Annotated in this window: 20 protein-coding genes; 12 read left to right on the top strand and 8 right to left on the bottom strand. The window is 64.7% G+C overall.

Annotation, left to right across the window (positions count from 1 at the left end):
* The first annotated feature begins 40 nt into the window (after window positions 1-40).
* The gene (gene ftrA, locus ASILVAE211_RS03670) at window positions 41-1,021 is read left to right on the top strand and encodes a transcriptional regulator FtrA (protein WP_227319915.1); all 981 of its coding nucleotides are present in this window, start codon (window positions 41-43) and stop codon (window positions 1,019-1,021) included.
* 17 nt (window positions 1,022-1,038) lie between these two features.
* On the opposite strand, the gene ASILVAE211_RS03665 is transcribed toward ftrA, so the two are convergent.
* The 6 genes from ASILVAE211_RS03665 to ASILVAE211_RS03640 all read right to left on the bottom strand — a co-directional run bounded on the left by ASILVAE211_RS03665 (window position 1,039) and on the right by ASILVAE211_RS03640 (window position 6,460).
* On the bottom strand, window positions 1,039-1,779 hold the full coding sequence (locus tag ASILVAE211_RS03665; protein WP_227319914.1) for an SDR family oxidoreductase: 741 nt from the start codon (window positions 1,777-1,779) through the stop codon (window positions 1,039-1,041).
* A gap of 2 nt (window positions 1,780-1,781) precedes the next feature.
* Window positions 1,782-2,933 (bottom strand): alkene reductase, encoded by a 1,152-nt coding sequence (locus tag ASILVAE211_RS03660; RefSeq protein ID WP_227319913.1) that lies wholly within the window; start codon window positions 2,931-2,933, stop codon window positions 1,782-1,784.
* Window positions 2,934-2,977: 44 nt separating this feature from the next.
* Window positions 2,978-4,447 (bottom strand): NAD-dependent succinate-semialdehyde dehydrogenase, encoded by a 1,470-nt coding sequence (locus ASILVAE211_RS03655; RefSeq protein WP_227319912.1) that lies wholly within the window; start codon window positions 4,445-4,447, stop codon window positions 2,978-2,980.
* A 70-nt stretch (window positions 4,448-4,517) separates the two neighbouring features.
* On the bottom strand, window positions 4,518-5,207 hold the full coding sequence (locus tag ASILVAE211_RS03650) for a type 1 glutamine amidotransferase domain-containing protein (RefSeq protein ID WP_227319911.1): 690 nt from the start codon (window positions 5,205-5,207) through the stop codon (window positions 4,518-4,520).
* An 81-nt stretch (window positions 5,208-5,288) separates the two neighbouring features.
* Window positions 5,289-5,894 carry a TetR/AcrR family transcriptional regulator gene (locus tag ASILVAE211_RS03645; RefSeq protein WP_227319910.1) on the bottom strand — a complete coding sequence of 202 codons (606 nt, stop codon included), beginning with the start codon at window positions 5,892-5,894 and terminating at the stop codon, window positions 5,289-5,291.
* Window positions 5,895-5,998: 104 nt separating this feature from the next.
* A complete protein-coding gene (locus tag ASILVAE211_RS03640) occupies window positions 5,999-6,460 on the bottom strand; it encodes a DUF2147 domain-containing protein (RefSeq protein ID WP_227319909.1) in 462 nt (153 codons plus the stop codon).
* A 79-nt stretch (window positions 6,461-6,539) separates the two neighbouring features.
* Here ASILVAE211_RS03640 and dapF point away from each other — a divergent pair, with 79 nt between their 5' ends.
* The 8 genes from dapF to pip all read left to right on the top strand — a co-directional run bounded on the left by dapF (window position 6,540) and on the right by pip (window position 12,985).
* Window positions 6,540-7,388, top strand: coding sequence for a diaminopimelate epimerase (gene dapF / locus ASILVAE211_RS03635; protein ID WP_227320127.1), 849 nt, complete (start codon window positions 6,540-6,542; stop codon window positions 7,386-7,388).
* Window positions 7,385-8,614 carry a tRNA (N(6)-L-threonylcarbamoyladenosine(37)-C(2))-methylthiotransferase MtaB gene (gene mtaB, locus ASILVAE211_RS03630; protein ID WP_227319908.1) on the top strand — a complete coding sequence of 410 codons (1,230 nt, stop codon included), beginning with the start codon at window positions 7,385-7,387 and terminating at the stop codon, window positions 8,612-8,614. Before dapF ends, mtaB begins: the two co-directional genes overlap by 4 nt.
* Window positions 8,615-8,647: 33 nt before the next feature.
* Window positions 8,648-9,583 (top strand): signal recognition particle-docking protein FtsY, encoded by a 936-nt coding sequence (ftsY, locus tag ASILVAE211_RS03625; protein WP_227319907.1) that lies wholly within the window; start codon window positions 8,648-8,650, stop codon window positions 9,581-9,583.
* Window position 9,584: 1 nt separating this feature from the next.
* Complete coding sequence (locus ASILVAE211_RS03620; protein WP_227319906.1) at window positions 9,585-10,037, top strand: acyl-CoA thioesterase; 453 nt, start codon at window positions 9,585-9,587, stop codon at window positions 10,035-10,037.
* A 46-nt stretch (window positions 10,038-10,083) separates the two neighbouring features.
* The gene (locus ASILVAE211_RS03615; protein WP_227319905.1) at window positions 10,084-10,323 is read left to right on the top strand and encodes a hypothetical protein; all 240 of its coding nucleotides are present in this window, start codon (window positions 10,084-10,086) and stop codon (window positions 10,321-10,323) included.
* Entirely contained in the window at window positions 10,320-10,739 is a 420-nt protein-coding gene (locus ASILVAE211_RS03610; protein WP_227319904.1) for a putative toxin-antitoxin system toxin component, PIN family, read from the top strand. The genes ASILVAE211_RS03615 and ASILVAE211_RS03610 overlap by 4 nt, the downstream gene beginning before the upstream one ends.
* Window positions 10,740-10,800: 61 nt before the next feature.
* Window positions 10,801-11,991 carry a DegT/DnrJ/EryC1/StrS family aminotransferase gene (locus ASILVAE211_RS03605; protein ID WP_319799528.1) on the top strand — a complete coding sequence of 397 codons (1,191 nt, stop codon included), beginning with the start codon at window positions 10,801-10,803 and terminating at the stop codon, window positions 11,989-11,991.
* Between the two features lie 13 nt (window positions 11,992-12,004).
* Entirely contained in the window at window positions 12,005-12,985 is a 981-nt protein-coding gene (pip, locus tag ASILVAE211_RS03600) for a prolyl aminopeptidase (protein WP_227319903.1), read from the top strand.
* Here pip and ASILVAE211_RS03595 read toward each other — a convergent pair.
* The gene (locus tag ASILVAE211_RS03595) at window positions 12,982-15,309 is read right to left on the bottom strand and encodes a molybdopterin-dependent oxidoreductase (RefSeq protein WP_227319902.1); all 2,328 of its coding nucleotides are present in this window, start codon (window positions 15,307-15,309) and stop codon (window positions 12,982-12,984) included. The two genes, pip and ASILVAE211_RS03595, sit on opposite strands and share 4 nt — an antisense overlap.
* 180 nt (window positions 15,310-15,489) lie before the next feature.
* On the opposite strand from ASILVAE211_RS03595, the gene ASILVAE211_RS03590 reads away from it, so the two are divergent.
* Window positions 15,490-16,266, top strand: a complete 777-nt coding sequence (locus ASILVAE211_RS03590; RefSeq protein WP_227319901.1) for a class II aldolase/adducin family protein — start codon at window positions 15,490-15,492, stop codon at window positions 16,264-16,266.
* 141 nt (window positions 16,267-16,407) lie between these two features.
* Here ASILVAE211_RS03590 and ASILVAE211_RS03585 read toward each other — a convergent pair whose 3' ends face one another.
* Window positions 16,408-16,989 carry a TlpA disulfide reductase family protein gene (locus tag ASILVAE211_RS03585; protein ID WP_227319900.1) on the bottom strand — a complete coding sequence of 194 codons (582 nt, stop codon included), beginning with the start codon at window positions 16,987-16,989 and terminating at the stop codon, window positions 16,408-16,410.
* Between the two features lie 12 nt (window positions 16,990-17,001).
* Here ASILVAE211_RS03585 and argH point away from each other — a divergent pair, with 12 nt between their 5' ends.
* Window positions 17,002-18,459: an argininosuccinate lyase gene (argH, locus tag ASILVAE211_RS03580; protein WP_227319899.1), complete on the top strand. Its 1,458-nt coding sequence runs from the start codon at window positions 17,002-17,004 to the stop codon at window positions 18,457-18,459.
* Entirely contained in the window at window positions 18,456-18,584 is a 129-nt protein-coding gene (locus tag ASILVAE211_RS25935; protein WP_264478644.1) for a hypothetical protein, read from the top strand. Before argH ends, ASILVAE211_RS25935 begins: the two co-directional genes overlap by 4 nt.

Genomic DNA, 18,584 nt, shown 5'->3' with positions numbered 1-18,584 from the left:
TGCCGCTGGCGGATAAAGGCCGTGAGTGGCAGAATTGCCTATGACCATCGATATCATGCCAAGCCCGCTTGCCGTCGTGCTGGCCTATGACGGGCTTTGCACCTTCGAATTCGGCTGCGCGGTGGAGGTCTTCGGCCTGCCCCGGCCGGAATATGGCGATGCCTGGTATCGCTTTGCGGTGGCGGGGATCGAACCCGGCCCATTGCGCGCCACCGGCGGCCTATCCGTCACGGTCGATGGCGGGCTCGATCTGCTGACCCAGGCTGGCACCATCATCATTCCCGGCTGGCGCGGCGTGGACGAGCCGGTGCCGCCGGCCCTGTGCGACGCTTTGGTCGCCGCCCATGCGCGCGGCGCGCGATTGCTGTCGCTCTGTTCCGGTGCCTTCGTCCTTGCGGCCACCGGCCTGCTGGACGGCAGTCGGGCGACCACCCATTGGCGCTATGCCGCAGCCTTGCAGACCCGACATCCGTCGATCCGCTTCCTGCCCGACGTGCTTTATGTCGATGAGGGAAATCTGCTCACGGCCGCCGGCAGCGCCGCCGGGCTGGATCTTTGCCTACATCTGGTGCGACGGGACTGGGGACCGGCCAAAGCCAATCAGGTGGCCAAGCGCCTGGTGCTTCCCGCCCATCGCCAGGGTGGCCAGGCGCAATATGTCGAGACGCCGCTGGCGCCCGAACGCCACAGCGGCACCCGCATCGCGCCCTTGCTCGATCTTGTGCAAAACCGGCTGGATGAGGACTGGCCGGCGTCGCGCATGGCATCCGAGGCCGCGCTCAGCCTGCGGTCCCTGCATCGGCATTTCATCGAGACAACGGGCCAAAGCCCCGGCGCCTGGCTGCTGGCGGCGCGGCTGACCCGCGCGCGCGACCTGCTGGAGACGACGCGCCTGCCGGTGGAGGCGGTCGCCGTCGCCAGCGGCATCGGGTCGGCGGCGGTGCTGCGGCATCATTTCAACCGCAGCCTGGGCACAAGCCCTTCCGCCTACCGCACGCGCTTTGCGGCGGCAGCCGATTGAGCCGCTGATCGCGGCAATCAGAACACCTGCTTCGTCGGCCGGATGACGATCTCATTGATATCGACATCATCGGGCTGTTCGATCGCGAAGGCGATGGCCCGCGCGACCGAGGCCGCCGGAATGGCCTGCTTGTAGAATTCCAGCACCGTGTCCTGCGCCGTGCCGGAGGTGCTGTGCTTGAGGTCGCTGTCCACCGCGCCCGGTTCGATGGAGGTGACGCGGATTGTCTCGCCCACTTCCTGCCGCAGCCCTTCCGAAATCGCGCTGACCGCGAATTTCGTGCCGGAATAGACCGTGCCGCCCGGCGCGAAGACCTTGATGCCGGCGACCGAACTCAGATTGATGATATGGCCGCTGTCCTGGGCGATGAAGCGCGGCAGCACCGCCGCGATACCATACAGCGTGCCTTTCAGATTGACGTCGATCATCGCGTCCCATTCATCGGTATTCACTTCCGACATCGGGCGGATGGGCATCAACCCAGCATTATTGATCAGCACATCGATCTTGCCGAAATCGGCGACGACGGCCGCGACGACGCTCTCCACCTGTTTCTTGTCAGTGACGTCCAGCGCATAGGCGCGTGCCATGCCGCCCGCCGTGGTGATTTCCGACACGACGCCATCCAGCTTGTCTTTTCTGCGCGCCGCCACCGCGACTTGCGCCCCGCGTGATGCCAGTAGGCGCGCGACCTCGGCGCCGATGCCCGTGCTGCCGCCCGTGATCAGGACGACCTTGCCCTTAATACCCTGGCTCATGATCATACTTCTTCCATTGTGTCAGCATGTTCTTCTGAATAGACGGGATAATCCGTGAAACCTTTTTCCGCACCGCCGTAGAGCGTTGCCTGTTCAATCGCGTTCAGCGGCCAGCCGTTTGCAATTCTCTGCGGCAAATCCGGATTGGCGATGAAAGGCCGGCCGAAGGCGATGAGGTCGGCAAGGCCGGCTTCCACCGCGCGCGCGGCACGCTCCGCCGTGTAGAGACCGGCATAGATGATCCGGCCGCTGAAGGCCTGCCGCACCGCGGCGCGAAATGTCTCAGGCAAATCCGGCGCGTTCGGCCAATCGGCCTCGGCGATGGACAGATAGGCGATGCCCGCGTCCTGCAGCACCTTGATCGCCTCGATATAGGTCTGGTGCGGGTCTTCCTCCACCAATCCGATATAGACGCGATCCTGATCCGTGCTGGTGAAAAGCGGTGTGAAGCGCACACCGAGACGATCCGCGCCGATGGTCGCGCTGACCGCCCGCACGATCTCGCGCAGGAAGCGCAGGCGGTTTTGCAGCGATCCACCATAATCATCATCGCGATGATTGGCATGGGCGGAGATGAACTGGTTGACCAGATAACCGTTCGCGGCATGGATCTCGACGCCGTCGAACCCGGCCGCGATCGCATTCCGCGCGGCCTGGGCATAGAGTTCCACGAGTTCACCGATCTCAGGCAGGGTCAGCGCGCGCGGCAGGCTGGGCTCCACCAGCCTGCCGGTGCCGGGGCCGGTTTCGACGAAGGCTTTCACCTTCTGCGCCTGGATGGCGGAGGGTGCGATGGGGGCCGCACCATTCGGCTGCAAATCTGTGTGGGATACGCGGCCGACATGCCAAAGCTGGGCAAAGATGACACCGCCTTCGGCATGGACCGCGCGCGTCACCTGGCGCCATCCGGCGATCTGCGCCGGGCTGTGGATGCCCGGCGTCCAGGCATAGCCCTGGCCGCGCGGTTCGATCTGCGCGCCTTCTGTCACCATGAAGCCGGCGCCGGCCCGCTGCGCGTAATACTGTGCCATGAGCGCGGTCGGGACATTGCCGGGTTGCCCTGCCCGCTGCCGCGTCAGCGGCGGCAGGACGATGCGGTTTTTTAAACTCAGCGAGCCGAGCTTGGTCGGCTCGAAAAGAGCGCCATATTCCATAGCTGCTAGTCTTTCTCGATAAAGTCTGTGGCAGGCGATTGGCGTTACAGCCCGCCGAGGCTCAGATATTTGATGTTGAGATAGTCTTCGACGCCGTGGGTCGAGCCCTCGCGGCCGATGCCGCTATCCTTGACGCCACCGAAGGGCGCTTCCGGCGTGGTGATGACACCGGCATTGATGCCGATCATGCCGCTTTGGATGGCGCGGGCAACGCGGAAGGTGCGTGCCAGATCCTTCGTGAAGAAATAGGCGGCGAGGCCGAATTCCGTGGCATTGGCCGCGTCCACCCCTTCCTGCTCCGTCGTGAAGCGGAACAGGGCCGCAACCGGGCCGAAGGTTTCCTCATGCGCGATGAGCATATCGGGCGTTGCATCGGCAATGACCGTCGGCTCGTAGAATGTGGCACCCAGCGCATGGCGCTTGCCGCCCAGCAGCACGCGGCCACCCTTGGCCTTGGCATCCTGCACATGGGCTTCGACCTTGGCGACGGCGGCCTGATTGATCAGCGGGCCTTGCTCGACACCCGCATCGAAACCATTGCCGACCTTCATCTGCCGCACGCGCTCCGTCAGGCGCGCGGCGAAGGCGTCATAGATGCCGTCCTGCACATAGAAGCGATTGGTGCAGACGCAAGTCTGCCCGGTATTGCGGAACTTGCCGGCAATGGCGTTCTCGACCGCCAGTTCCAGGTCGGCGTCATCGAAGATGATGGTCGGCGCGTTACCGCCCAGTTCCATCGACAGTTTCTTCATCGTATCGGCGGATTGCTTGTAGAGCAGCTTGCCGACGCGGGTGGAGCCGGTGAAGGTGATCTTGCGCACAAGCGGGTTTTGGGTGAGCTCACCGCCAACCGCCGCACCGTCGCCGGTCACGACATTGACGACCCCGGCGGGCACACCGGCCATCCCGGCCAGAACCCCGTAGAGCAGACCGCAATAGGGCGTGAATTCCGACGGCTTGATGACGATCGTGCAACCGGCGGCGAGCGCCGGCGCAATCTTGCGCGACAGCATGGAAAAGGGAAAATTCCAGGGCGAGATGGCGCCGACGACGCCAACAGGCTCGCGCGTCACCAGAATCTGCCGGTCCTTCCAGGGAGAGGGGATGATCTCGCCATTGATGCGCCGGGCTTCTTCCGCGAACCATTGGATATAGTCTGCGCCGAGCTTCATCTCGTTGCGCGCTTCGGCGAGCGGCTTGCCCTGTTCCAGCGTCAGCATGCTGGCGAGGATGTCGAGATTGTCGCGGACGATCTGCGCCATGCGGCCCAGAAGCCCAGCGCGTTCGCCTGCCGTCGTCATCGACCAGGCGGTGAAGGCCGCCTGCGCGGCGTCGATCGCGCGCTTCGTCTCGGTGCGGCCGACCCAGGGAATGGTGCCGATCTGCGTTTCGGTTGCCGGGTCATCCACCCCGTAGGTGCGGCCGTCATCGGCCGCGACCCAGGCGCCACCGATATAATTCTCTTCCCGCAGCCAGCCGGCCGCTTTAATATCGTCGCGCGTGTAGACCGTCATGATCGTCTCCTGTTCGAGCTGCGTGCGGAAAGCTGGGGAGGCGCAAAAGCGCCTCCCTCCTCGATCAGTCTCAGCCAGCCTTGTCGTTCACGGCCTTGATCAGAACCTGGGCTGCCTGGGCCGAGGAGCCCGGGTTCTGCCCGGTGATCAGCAACCCGTCGGTGACGACATAGGATGCCCAGTCATCGCCCTTGGAATAGATGCCGCTTTCGGCCTTCAGCATGTCTTCGACCAGGAAGGGCACGACCTGGGTGAGACCCACGGCTTCTTCCTCGGTATTGGCGAAGCCGGTGACCTTTTTGCCCGCAACCAGCGGCTCGCCGTCCGGCGTTTTGACGTGGCGCAGAACGCCCGGCGCGTGACAGACGAGGGCGACAGGCTTGCCGGCACCGATGAAGGACTGGATGAGGTCGATGGAATTGCGGTCCTCGGCCAGATCCCAGAGCGGGCCATGGCCGCCCGGATAAAAGACGGTGTCGAAATCGGCCTGGGTCACGCTGTCCAGGCGAAGGGTGCTGGCCAGTTGCGCGGTGGCGGCGGCATCGGCCTCGAAGCGGCGGGTCAGGTCAGTCTGGAACGACGGCTCATTGCTCTTGGGGTCGAGCGGCGGCTGGCCGCCCAGCGGCGAAGCCAGCACGATCTCGGCGCCCGCTTCCTTGAAGGCGTAATAGGGGGCGGCGAGCTCTTCCAGCCAGAAGCCGGTCTTGCGGCCGGTATTGCCCAGCTCGTCATGCGAGGTCAGCACCATCAAAATTTTCATCTGTCTTCTCCGTTCCGTCTATTGTTCAGTTTTGAATTAGACCGGTCGTCTATTACTTACTCAAACCAAAACCGGCCCGCCCTAGGCTGACAGGTTCAGCAGTTTGCGGGTTGTCGCCAAGGCGCCGTCGAAAGGCGCGGTCGTGCGGGTGATCTTCACCATCACGCTCGCTCCCAGCCAAAGCTCATACAGGCTTTGCGCCAGATCATTGGGGTCATCCGTCACCGACAAAGACCCTTCCGCCACGCCCATTTCAATCGCCTTCCCCAGCCGGCTTATGATGCCGGCGGTTCCGCGTTTCAGGGACAGGCGCATCGCTTCCGACAGGTCGGCCACCTCCGCCCCCAGCTTCACGGCAAGGCATTTGCCCTGGCAGTCGAAAAAGGACTGCGTTTCCTGCCATTGCCGCCAGTAATTCATCAGCCGCTGCGCCATGGTCAGGCCCGGCTCAGCCAGCGTCTTGTCGATCTCGGCTAGGTAATCCTCGAAGTAACGCTCAAGCAGCGCTTCTCCGAAAGCATCTTTCGACGCGAAGTAATGGTAGAAAGACCCTTTCGGCACGCTGGCCGCCGTCAGAACCTCGTTCAAACCAACGGCCGAGAACCCTTTCCCCGCCATGATACGCTGGCCGGTTTCGAGGATGTTGTCCCGGACATCCGAGGTTTCATGTGCGGCTGAACTGCTCATGGCATTCTGAGTAGCCCTGATTAGACCGGTCGTCTAGGGGCAATTTGCATTGCCCGCGATTTTTTGACCCCGGAGGCCGGAAGCCTCCGGGGTCAGCCCTGCCCTCACCCCGGCAGACGCTGCCAAGTCTGGGTGCGGCCCAGCATGGGCAGGCCGATATAGCCACGCAGAACCAGAGTTTGCCCTTCCGGCCCAAGATGCATGCGGCAGTGATACACATGCCCATCCTGCGGGTTCAGGATGGTGCCGCCGTCCCATTGCGCACCATTCGGATGCATATCGCGCAGCACTTCCAACCCCATGACCGGCTTGTTCTCGGCCCAGCCGTCGCAATCATGGCACAGCACCGTCTGCATCTTGGGATCCGCGATGCTGGTCACGCGGCCGAACAGCAGGCCGTCGCGCTGATAGATCACCATCGTGCCGCTGGGCTTGTTGGTCTTATCGTCGATCGTCTGCCAATTCCCGACCGGGGAGGACCGGTCGGAGGCGCGCGCCACCCCGCTGCCCAATCCCGCCGTCACCGCAAAAGCCATTCCGGCCATCAGCCAAGCCCGCCGCCGCATCCATTCCTCCATCACAGGCAACCCAGAGCCTCCGGCAATTGCTCTTCCGATGCCGGGCGGCGGCACCTATAACCCGTCTATGCTTGTCCCTTTCATGAAGATGCATGGAGCGGGGAACGATTTCGTCATTCTCGACGGACGGACCCGGGCTCTGGACCTGACAGCTCCGCGCATCCGCCATCTGGCGGATCGGCGGCTTGGCATCGGCTGCGACCAGCTCATCAGCCTGGAACCGGGTAGCCGTGGCGCGGATGTCTTCATGCGCATCCATAATCCGGACGGCAGCGAGGCCGGGGCCTGCGGCAATGCGACGCGCTGCGTGGCGCAACTGGTCGGGCGGGAGCTGGGCCGCGATCGCATCACCATCCGCACCATTTCCGGCGATCTGCCTTCCGTGCTGAATGCGGACGACTCCATCACCGTCGATCTCGGCGCGCCGCGCCTGGACTGGGATCAGGTGCCGCTTGGGGCTGAGATGGACACGCTGCATCTGCCCTTGGCCGAAGGTGTGGCCCGCGACCCCGCTGCGTGCTCCATGGGCAATCCGCACGCGACATTCTTCGTGGACAGCGTGGCGGCCACACCCATCACCAGCCTCGGCCCACGTTTCGAAACCGATGCGCTCTTCCCCGACCGCGCCAATATCGGTTTTGCAGAGATTCTGTCCCCCGAGCGTATCAGACTGCGGGTATGGGAACGTGGCGCGGGGCTCACGCTCGCCTGCGGGTCCGGCGCCTGCGCCACCCTTGTCAATGCCGCGCGCCGGGGGCTGACAGGCCGCCGGGCCGAGATGATCCTCGACGGTGGCAAGCTCATCATCGAATGGCGCGAAAGCAACGGCCATGTGCTGATGACCGGCCCGGCCGAGACCAGTTTTACCGGCAGCATCACCCTGCCGCCGGACGCTGCGCTGGAGATCGCAGCGTGACGGTCGATGTGCTGAGCTTCGGTTGCCGGCTGAACACCTATGAGGGCGAGGTCATGCGCGGCCATGCGCGCGAGGCCGGGCTGTCCGACACCATCATCGTCAATACCTGCGCCGTCACATCGGAAGCCGAACGGCAGGCGCGGCAGGCCATTCGCCGTCTGGCGCGCGAGCGGCCCGATGCCAAGATCGTCGTTACCGGCTGCGCGGCGCAGATCGCGCCCGAAACCTGGGGGACACTCCCCGGCGTTTCCCGCGTGCTGGGCAATGCCGAGAAGCTGGACGCCGCCCATTGGCAGGCCGATTCCCCCTCCGCCGTCTCGGACATCATGCAGGCGAAGGAAACGGCGGCGCATCTGGTAACGGAATTCGCCGGCCGCGCGCGCGCCTTCGTGCAGGTGCAGCAGGGCTGCGATCATCGCTGCACCTTCTGCATCATTCCCTTCGGCCGTGGTCCCAGCCGCAGCGTACCCTTGGGCGCCATCCTGGACCAGTGCCGCAGCCTGATCGGAAACGGCTATCAGGAAATCGTGCTGACCGGCGTCGATATCACCAGCTATGGGCATGACCTGCCGGGCCAGCCGCCGCTGGGCCAGATGGTGCGCCGCCTGCTGGCGCTGCTGCCGGAACTGCCGCGCCTGCGGCTGTCCTCCCTCGACCCCTGCGAAATCGACGAAGACCTGTGGAAGCTGATCGCGGATGAGCCGCGCCTGCTGCCGCATCTGCATCTGTCGATCCAGGCGGGGTCGGATATCATCCTCAAGCGCATGAAGCGCCGCCATCTGCGCGCCGACGTTCTGGCCGTGACGCAGCGCGCCCGGAGCCTGCGCCCCGGCATTGCGTTTGGGGCCGATCTCATCGCCGGCTTCCCGACCGAGACCGATGAAAGCTTCGCGGAAACCCTGGCGCTGGTCGAGGAAGCCGACCTCACCATGCTGCATGTCTTCCCCTATTCTGAACGCAGTGGCACGCCGGCGGCGCGGATGCCGTCTGTCCCCAGAGCGGTGCGGAAGGAACGCGCCGCACGGCTGCGGGCGGCGGGCGCTGCGGCCGAGGCGCGCTTCGACGCGCTGCATATTGGGCAGACCGTCCGCGTGCTGGCGGAAACCGAAACGCGCGGCCATTCCGAGCATTTTCGCCCCGTGCGTCTAAGCCTGGACGCCGTACCCGGGCAGATCGTCACCGTGACCGTGACCGGCAGCGATGCCGACGGGCTTCTGGCCGCGTGAGCGGTCATCTCTCTCAGTCTATGAGCATCTGACATGGCGCTTTCCGGATTTTTCTCCCGGCTGAAGGAGGGGCTGTCACGCTCCACCCAGAAGCTGTCCAGCGGCATCACCGCCGTCTTCACCAAGCGCAAGCTAGATGACGAGGCGCTGGAGGAGCTGGAGGAGCTGCTGATCGCGGCCGATCTTGGCCCCAAAGCAGCCGCAAAGGTCATCGCCAGCTTCCGCCGCACCCGCTTCGGCAAGGAAGTGACGGATGAGGAAATCAAATCGGCCCTGGCCGAGGAAATCACTAAGATTCTCGACCCCGTCGCCCGCCCGTTAGTGATCGACCCGGCCCATGCGCCGCATGTCGTGCTCATGGTCGGCGTCAACGGCACCGGCAAGACCACGACCATCGGCAAGCTGTCGCAATTCTATCGCGACCAGGGGCTGCGCCCCATGCTGGTGGCAGGCGATACCTTCCGTGCCGCCGCCGTCGAGCAATTGCAGATCTGGGGCGAGCGCACGGGCGCGCCGGTCGTGACCGGCAAGCAGGATGGCGACGCCGCCGGCCTCGCTTATGGCGCGCTGGAACGCGCCAAGCAGGAGGGGATCGACGTTCTGCTGGTCGATACCGCCGGGCGCCTGCACAACAAATCCGCGCTGATGGATGAACTGGCAAAGATCATTCGCGTCATCCGCAAGCTCGATCCCTCAGCGCCGCATTCCATCGTGCTCACGCTGGACGCGACGACGGGCCAGAATGCCATCAATCAGGTTCAGGTGTTTCGCGACCTCGTGCAGGTCGATGGTCTGGTCGTGACCAAGCTGGACGGCTCGGCGCGCGGCGGCATCGTCGTTGCTCTGGCCGAGGAATTCGGCCTGCCGGTTCATGCGGTAGGCGTGGGGGAAAAGGTCGGCGACCTGCGGCCGTTCGTCGCCAGCGAATTTGCCGGCGGCCTTGTCGGCACGGTTGCGGAAGCCGTCTGAGATGGAACCCGAATACGACCCGACGCTGCGCGAGACCTATCGCGTCTGGGGCCGGGAACAGGTGCGTTATTCCGACACGGACGCGCAAGGCCATGTCAACAACGTCTCCTACGCCGCCTATCTGGAAACGGGCCGCACGACCCTGGCCCAGGCCTGCGGATTGCCGATCGGGCTGCATAACGGCAAGCATACCGTGCTCGCCCGCGTCGAGATCGACTACCGCGCCGAGGTGCATTGGCCGGCAAGCCTCGATCTCGGGTCGGCCGTGGTGAAGATCGGCCGCAGTTCGGTCACCGTCATCCAGGCGATTTTCCATGGTGACCGCTGTGTCGCCATGGGTCGGGAAGTAATGGTGATGGTCGAAACCGCGACCGGCCAGTCCACCCTCATCCCGGATGACGTCCGGGAGAAGCTGCTGACCATCGCCGGCGTCGCGGGGCTGGCGAAAAGCTGAAGCTTTAAACCGACAGGATCGCTATACTGTCTGGCAGGAGGCGATCATGGACAATCTCATTGATGTGCTGATCCCGGTCGATGCCGAAACGGCAGAGGCTTTGGCAAGCGCTGAAGAGCGGCTGGAAATTGGCCGGTATGTCAGTGAACTGATGCGGCGGCGGCGAGCTCAATCCAGGGTGATGCGCGCGATTGCAGACCTCAAGCAGGAAGCCCATGCCAATGGGCTAACGGATGACGACGTCGACGAGGAACTGAAAGCATGGCGCGCTGAACGCCACGCATGATCGTTGTGGTAGACACATCGGTCATCATTTCTGCGGCGCTCAAGCGCGACAGTCCTCCGGACCTTGCCCTTGAGGCGGCTCTCAGCCCTCACAACCAGATGATCATCTCCCGAGAGGTAAGAGACGAGTATAGGGAGGTGTTATTTCGTCCGAAGTTCGATCGTTTTGCGCCTGTGGCGCGACGGGCTCAGCTTTTGGACACACTCGTCGACGCCGCAATTCTGATATCCGTCACCATCGATATCCACGAATGCGCGGACCCCAAGGACGACAAATATCTCGCCCTTGCCCATGCGGGGCGTGCCGACGTCATCGTCTCCAGTGACGATCACCTGCTGCGGCTGCATCCCTGGCGCGGGATCGCGATCCTCAATCCCAAAAATTTCATCGCGCGGGCAGCCATAACGCCCGGCTGACGACCCTGCCCTTCGCTGGTCGAACCTTCCTAAACCGCCCAGGAGCCCGTAAAACGCGGGCATGAGCGTGATCCAGAAGCCTGACCCTGTCCCAGCACCCTCAGCCAACGGCCCGGTGCCTTTTCTCGATCTGAAGGCCCAGCAAGCCCGTATCGGGCCCGAGATGCGCCGACGCATCGACACCGTTCTGGCCCATTGCCAGTTCGTTATGGGCCCCGAAGTCGCCGAACTGGAAGCCGAGCTCGCCCGCCGCGCTGGTGCGGCCCATTGTATTGCCGTCAGTTCCGGCACCGACGCCCTGCTGATCGCCATGATGGCCGAGGATATCGGCCCCGGCGACGCCGTGTTTCTGCCCGCCTTCACTTATACGGCGACCGCCGAAGTGCCTTTGCTGCTCCGTGCCACGCCGGTCTTCGTCGATATCGACCCGCGCACCTTCCAGATGGATCTGGCCGATCTTGAACGCCGCATCGCCGCCGTGCGGCAGGCCGGCAAGCTCAGGCCCCGCGCCGTCGTCGGCGTCGATCTGTTCGGCCAGCCGGCGGACTGGGACGGGCTCGCCAAAATTGCCGAGACGCACGGGCTTCTCACCATCGACGATTGCGCCCAGGCTTTCGGCGCCAGCCTGCATGGCAACCCGCTGGGCAGCCAGGCCGATTGCACCGCCATCAGTTTCTTCCCCTCCAAATCGCTCGGCGGCTATGGCGACGGCGGCGCGCTGTTCACGCAATCGGATGAACGCGCGGCACTCTATCGCTCCCTGCGTACCCATGGCGAAGGCAAGCAGCGTTATGACGTGCAGCGCATCGGCATCAACGGCCGGCTCGACACGCTACAGGCGGCTGTCGTGCTCGCCAAGCTGACGGTTTTCGACGCTGAACTGGCGCGGCGCGAGGCAATCGCACGCACTTACGACCAGCGCCTGGGCAATCTGCTGACCGTGCCGGCGCGCGTCGCCGACAGCACCTCTGCCTGGGCAGTCTATTCCGTGCTGCTGCCGGATAGCGCAACACGCACCGCCGTGCAGGAGGCCTGCAAGGCCGAGGGCGTCTCCACCGCCGTCTATTACCCGAAGCCGCTGCACCATCAGCCGGCCTATGCGGAACACCATGAAGGCGGTGCTCTGCCCGTCTCCGAGGATATCGCGACCCGCATCATGGCCCTGCCGATCCATCCCGATCTGACGGACGCGCAACTGGACCATGTCTGCAACACCATCACCCGGGCGCTCGCCCAGGCGATTTCGGCTTAAGGCCCCAAACCTCATGGCGCCACCCGCCTTCTCCCGAGAGACATCCGGCTCCCGGCGCGAACTCTTCCCCGAGATCGCGCCCTATGGATCCGGCTATATGTCGGTCGGCGACGGGCATTCGGTCTATTGGGAGCAGACGGGCAATCCGGCGGGTCAGGCGGCTTTGTTTCTGCACGGCGGTCCCGGCGCGGGGGCAGGCTCCGTCCACCGCCGCTTTTTCGATCCGCGCATCTGGCGCGTGGTGCTGTTTGACCAGCGCGGCGCCGGACGGTCCCGCCCACTTGGCCGCGTGGAGGCGAACAGCACGCCGGATCTGATCGCGGATATCGAGATGCTGCGCCGGCATCTGGGCATCGAGCGCTGGCTGCTGTTCGGCGGATCCTGGGGTTCCACTTTGGCACTGGCCTATGCCCAGGCCCATCCCGACCGCGTCAGCGCCTGTGTGCTGCGCGGCATTTTTCTGGGTCGCGAGAGCGAGGTCGACTGGTTCCTGCATGGCATCCGGCATGTCTTCCCCGAGGCGCACGCGCAATTCACCGGCCTGCTGCCGGAAGAGGAGCGCGGCGACCTGCTGAACGCCTATCGCCGCCGCCTGAACGATCCGGACCCGCGCGTGCATGGGCCGGCGGCCCGCGCCTGGTCGGTCTATGAAGGTTCGTGCAGCACCCTGCTGCCGCATCCCGAACTGGTCTCCAGCTTTTCGCGTGACCGCGCGGCGCTGGGCCTCGCGCGGATCGAGGCGCATTACTTCGCCCATCGCCTGTTTCTGCCGCCCGAGGGGCTGCTGGGCCATATGGACCGCATCCGGCATATTCCGGCTGAGATCGTGCAGGGCCGCTACGACATGGTCTGCCCGCCGGTCAGCGCACTGGACCTTCTGGCGCAATGGCCGGCGGCACGGCTGACCATGGTGCCCGATGCCGGGCATTCGGCGCTGGAACCGGGGACGCGCGCGGCGCTTCTGGCAGCGCTGGAGCGGTTTGCCACGGCTTAGTCTCCGGCCTTCAACAGGGCGCCGCGCGGCGGCTCATACGCACGAATCGGCGGCAGATTGCCCTCAAACTTTTCGACATTCACAGCCGTTAACTGCCCGGTACAACCCTGAGCGAGATTGGATGTGCCGACATCGAGTGTCAGCACATTGGGGTTACCATGGACGCATAAAGGCTTCTCGTCCTCCGGATCCTGCGGGTCATACCAAGCGCCGGTCGCCAACTGAATGACGCCAGGGCTTACCCCATCGCTGAGCCTTGCCGCCGCCAGACAGGCGCCGCGTTGATTGAACAATTTTATGATGTCGCCATCCGCAATGCCCTTCGCGGCCGCATCGGCCGGATGGAGCGTGGCGACTTCGCGGCCGCGATGCTTGGAACTCTGGCTGAAGGCGCCGAAATCCAACTGGCTATGCAGCCGCGTCGCCGGCTGGTTTGCGACAAGATAGAAGGGCGCGGCCCGATCCGGCGCAGACCGCTTGTCCATCCAGGCAGGATGCGGCGGACAATCCGCCTCGCCGAACCCCGCGATCGTCTCCGAGTATATTTCGATCCTGCCGCTTGGCGTCTTCAACGGATGCGTGTCGGGGTCGTCGCGGAAGGCGCGCAGATAGCCGCCGTCATCGGGTTTTTGCGGGACGACCAGCTTCCCCTGCTCCCAGAATTCGGCGAAGCCGGGCGCGGGCAGGTTCTGCGCTTCGAGCGCGCTGCGAGTTCGCTCATAAAGATGCGCGAGCCAGGCCCGGCTGTCCCGCCCTTCAGTAAAGCGCTCCCCCACATCCAGGGCCGCCGCTAGACCCGCGAAGATGGTGTAGTCGTCACGCGCCTCGCCATAAGGCTCGGCCAGCCGGTGCATGGCCACCATAACCGGATCGTTGCTGCTATAGCCGATATCCTCCCGTTCCAGAGACATGGTGGCGGGCAGCACGATATCGGCGTGGCGGGCCGTCGCGGTCCAGGCCTGTTCATGCACGACCAGCGTATCGACGCGGGCGAAAGCCTGCCGCAGCCGGTTGAGATCCTGGTGGTGATGAAAGGGATTGCCGCCGGCCCAATAGACCAGCCGGATATCGGGATAGCGCCGCGTCTCGCCATTATACCGGTAGCGCTCGCCGGGATTGAGCAGCATATCCGCGATCCGCGCGACGGGAATGAAATCCTCGACGCCATTCTGCCCCTGGCCCAAGGTGGGGCCCGGCACGGCGTTATTGCGTCGCCCGTAATAGCCGATGGCACCCATGGCATAGCCGAAGCCGCCGCCGGGCAGACCGTATTGCCCCAGCACCGCCGCCAGCACGGCGCCCATCCAGACCGGCTGTTCGCCATGTTCGGACCGCTGCAGGGAATGCGCGACCGTCACCAGCACACGCTTTCCTGCCAATTGACTGGCGATCGCTGCGATCTGTGCCGCCGGCACGCCGCTAATCGCTTCCGCCCAGGCCGCCGTTTTGGGCTGGCCGTCGGTCACGCCCAGCACATAGGCCTCGAACTTTTCCCAGCCCACGCAATAGCGTTCGAGAAAGCCGATATCGTGCTTGTTGTCTTTGACCAGACAATAGACCAGCGCGAGCATCAGCGCCGTATCCGTGCCCGGCACCAGATTGATCCATTCCGCCTCGGCCTCCGCCGGCATATCGGGGCGCAAGGGGCCGAAGAGCAGAAATCGGCAGCCGCGTGCGCGCGCGGCGGCAATTGCACCGCGCTCGACATGCTGGCTGATACCGCCACCGGCCACGGCGGAATTTTTCAGGGCCAGGCCGCCGAAAGCAAGCACGACCTCGGTTTCCTCCGCCACCTGCTGCCAGGTGACGTTATGCATGGTCAGGCCGCTGTAATCGCCGAGCACATGCGGCACGATGACGGCCGAAGCGCCGGCGCTGTAGCTATTGACCGAGCGGACATAGCCGCCCATGGCGATATTGAGAAAGCGATGGATCTGGCTTTGCGCATGGTGAAAGCGCCCGGCGCTGGCCCAGCCGTAGGATCCGCCGAAAACGGCGCCCGGCCCGTGCCCATCGCGGACGCGCCGCAATTCCCCCGCCAGCAGATCCGTGACCACATCCCAGGAGACCGGCACGAAAGCCTCCCGCCCCCGTCGCGCATCCGGCCCGGCCCCGCGTTCCAGCCAGCCTTGGCGGATCATCGGTTGGGCAATGCGCGCGGGATGGTTCAGGGCATTGGTGAAATTGCCGAGCATCGGGCTGGGGTCGGGATCGTCGGCATAGGGACGCACGTCCAGCCGGTCACCGTTACGCCGGGCCGAGAATATGCCCCAGTGCGAGCTATGCAGCTTGAAGGTGCTCTGCTCAGACTGGCCGCCATCCATACCCGCATCCTTTCCGTCGCACACTGAGCGGCGAGGGAGCGGCCCGTCTGCGGCACCGGCCATCGATCAGCGAAACATCACCTTTACGGGCAGAACGCTAATTTATGAAGCAATTTACGCGCTGCATGGGTGGAGACGCCGACAGATGATGATAGACTAGGCAGAAAGGAGACCAGCGCCATGGACAGTCCGATTTTTCAAATCCCCGAAGCGCCTTCCGCGCATATCGAAGAGACCGAGGAGCAGGTGCGCCAGGATCTGGCCTGCGCCTATCGGTTGATCGCCCATCTGGGCATGACCGACACGGTCTATACCCATCTGTCCGTGCGCGTGCCGGGTCCGGGCAATTTCTTTCTGGTGAATCCCTACGGCCTAATGTTCGACGAGATCACCGCCAGTTCCCTGGTCAAGGTCGATGCCGACGGCCTGCCCGCGCAGGCGACCAGCTTTCCGGTCAATCCCGCCGGCTTCGTCATCCACTCCGCCATTCATATGAAGCGCCATGACGCCCATTGCGTCATGCATACCCATACCCTGGCGGGCATGACGGTGGCCGCCCAGCAGGGCGGTCTGCTGCCGCTGAACCAGATCAGCATGGAATTCATCGATGAAGTGGCCCTTCATGAATATGAAGGCGTGGCCGATGACGACAATCTCAGCGAGCGCGAGCGTCTGGTGCGCGACCTGGGCGACAAGCCCTGCCTGCTGCTGCGCAATCACGGCCTGCTGACGGTCGGCCGCACCATCGCGGAAGCCTTCTACTTCATGTATTATTTCGAGCAGGCCTGCCGCATTCAGGTGGCCGCGCAATCGACCGGCGCGCCGCTGGCCATTCCCTCGGCGGAAACGCAGCAGCGCACCAAGAAGCAGTTCAACCGTGGCCCGGATCACGGCTGGCTGGTCTGGCAGGCTTTCCAGCGCAAGATGGACCGCGAACAGCCCGACTACCGGAGCTGAGCGAGAAACAGGGTCAAAGCGTCATCCCGGGCTTGACCCGGGATCTTCTTGCTTGGCCGCCTCGGAAGAAGATACCCGCCTGCGCGCGGATGACATTGTTTCAATGAAATTCTGACAGGCTCCCAGGCCAGCCAAGCCCGCTTAAATCTTGACTGTCGGTCCCGTCATCAGATCGGGACCGACCAGGGATTTGACGGCGGCGACGGCCTGCGGCGTGCTCCAGTCCGTCGCGCCCAGAAGCTTGGCGCGCGGGTGGCCGTTGCGGTCGAAGATGACGGTCAGCGGAATGCCCGGCACGTGCCAGGATTGCAGGATCGCCCCGCCGGGATCGAGCAGGACAGGCAGGCTGTTGATGCCGTGGCTGTCATAGAAGCTGCGCACCGGCGCGGCGCCGCCGGCATCGGATGAGACCGGCAGAACCACGATATCCTCATGGGCCAGAATGCCGGCCAGACGGTCCAGCGTCGGCAATTCCGCGACGCAGGGGCCGCACCATGTGGCCCAGAGGTTGAGTACCACGCCCTTGCCACGGTAATGAGCGAGCGTCAGCGTCTGGTTCTCCGGTGTGAAGAACTGGATCGTCGGCAGGGTCGCGTCAGGCGGCAGGCGGGTGAGCGCATCCAGGCTGCCGAGGGATTGCGCCTCCGCCCGGCGGCCCATCATACCGGCGGCCAAAACCGCCCCCGTGATCAGCGCGTGGCGGCGCGAAACCTTGTTGCTCATTAGGATAGCTCCTTGACCGATACCAGCCAGCCGCATTCGGCCACCGCATCCCAGCCGGGCGAGACAAGCCCCTCCGGCGCCAATGCGCAATGGGGTGGCCGCTTCGCTGCCGGCCCGGCGCAGATCATGAGCGATATCAACGCCTCCATCGGCTTCGACAAACGCATGTGGCAGCAGGACATCCGTGGCTCGCGCGCCCATGCCGCGATGCTGGTGCAGGCCGGCGTGCTGACGCCCGAGGATGAGCAGTCCATTGCCGCCGGGCTGACCAAGATCGCGGCCGAGATCGAAGCCGGGGACTTCCCCTTCGATATCGCGCTGGAAGATATCCATATGAATATTGAGGCGCGGCTGACGGACCGCATCGGCGATGCCGGCCGCCGGCTGCATACCGGCCGCAGCCGCAATGACCAGGTTGCGACCGATTTCAAGCTCTGGGTGCGGGATGCGATCGACGGGCTTCATGCCCAGATGACCGGCGTGATGCGCGCTATGGTGCTGCGCGCGGCCGAACACGCGGCAGACCCCATGCCGGGCTTCACCCATCTGCAGACGGCGCAGCCGGTGACCTTCGGCCATCACCTGATGGCCTATGTCGAGATGCTGGCGCGCGACCGTGGCCGTCTGGCCGATTGCCGGAAGCGCCTGAACGAGAGCCCGCTGGGCGCGGCGGCGCTCGCCGGCACCTCCTTCCCCATCGACCGTCATGCGACGGCCACCGCTTTGGGCTTCGACCGGCCGACCGCCAATTCCCTCGATTCGGTCTCCGACCGCGATTTCGCGCTGGAATTCCTCTCCACCGCCGCGATCTGCGCCATGCACCTGTCGCGTCTGGCGGAGGAGATCGTGATCTGGTGCAGCGGCCCCTTCCGCTTCATCCGCCTGTCGGACGCCTTCACCACCGGCAGTTCCATCATGCCGCAGAAGCGCAATCCGGATGCGGCCGAACTGGTGCGCGCCAAAACGGGGCGCATTACCGGGTCCATGGTCGCCCTGCTGAGCGTGATGAAGGGCCTGCCGCTGGCCTATTGCAAGGACATGCAGGAGGACAAGGAGCCGGTCTTCGAGGCGGCCGACGCGCTCGCTTTGTCCCTCGCGGCGACCGAAGGCATGGTGCGCGACCTGATGCCGGAACTGTCCCGCATGGCCGCCGCCGCCGGCCAGAGCTTCGCGACCGCGACGGATCTGGCTGACTGGCTGGTGCGAACCCTGAAACTGCCCTTCCGTCAGGCGCATCACGTCACCGGCCGGCTGGTGGCGCTGGCCGAGAGCCGGGATATCGACCTCGGCGAACTCGACCTTGCCGCCATGCAATCGGTGGAGCCCGGCATCACCGAAGATGTCTATAACGTGCTGACCGTCGCGGCCTCGGTCGCGTCCCGCACCAGCCATGGTGGCACAGCCCCGGCCAATGTCGCGCGTGAAGCCGCGCGCTGGCAGGGCATTCTGGACCAGGAAGACGCCGCATGATCCGCTTTCTGATACTCGCCGGCGTGCTGATCGGTCTGGCCGCCTGCGGCAAGGTCGGGCCGAATGCGCCGCCCGGACCGGATTCGGCCGTCATCTACCCGCGCCTGCCCTATCCGGCGCAGTAG

The organism is Acidisoma silvae, from assembly GCF_020618775.1.
GTDB classification, from domain to species: domain Bacteria; phylum Pseudomonadota; class Alphaproteobacteria; order Acetobacterales; family Acetobacteraceae; genus Acidisoma; species Acidisoma silvae.
The sequence above is the reverse complement of the archived record's forward strand: the minus strand, read 5'-3'. Positions and strand labels throughout refer to the sequence as shown.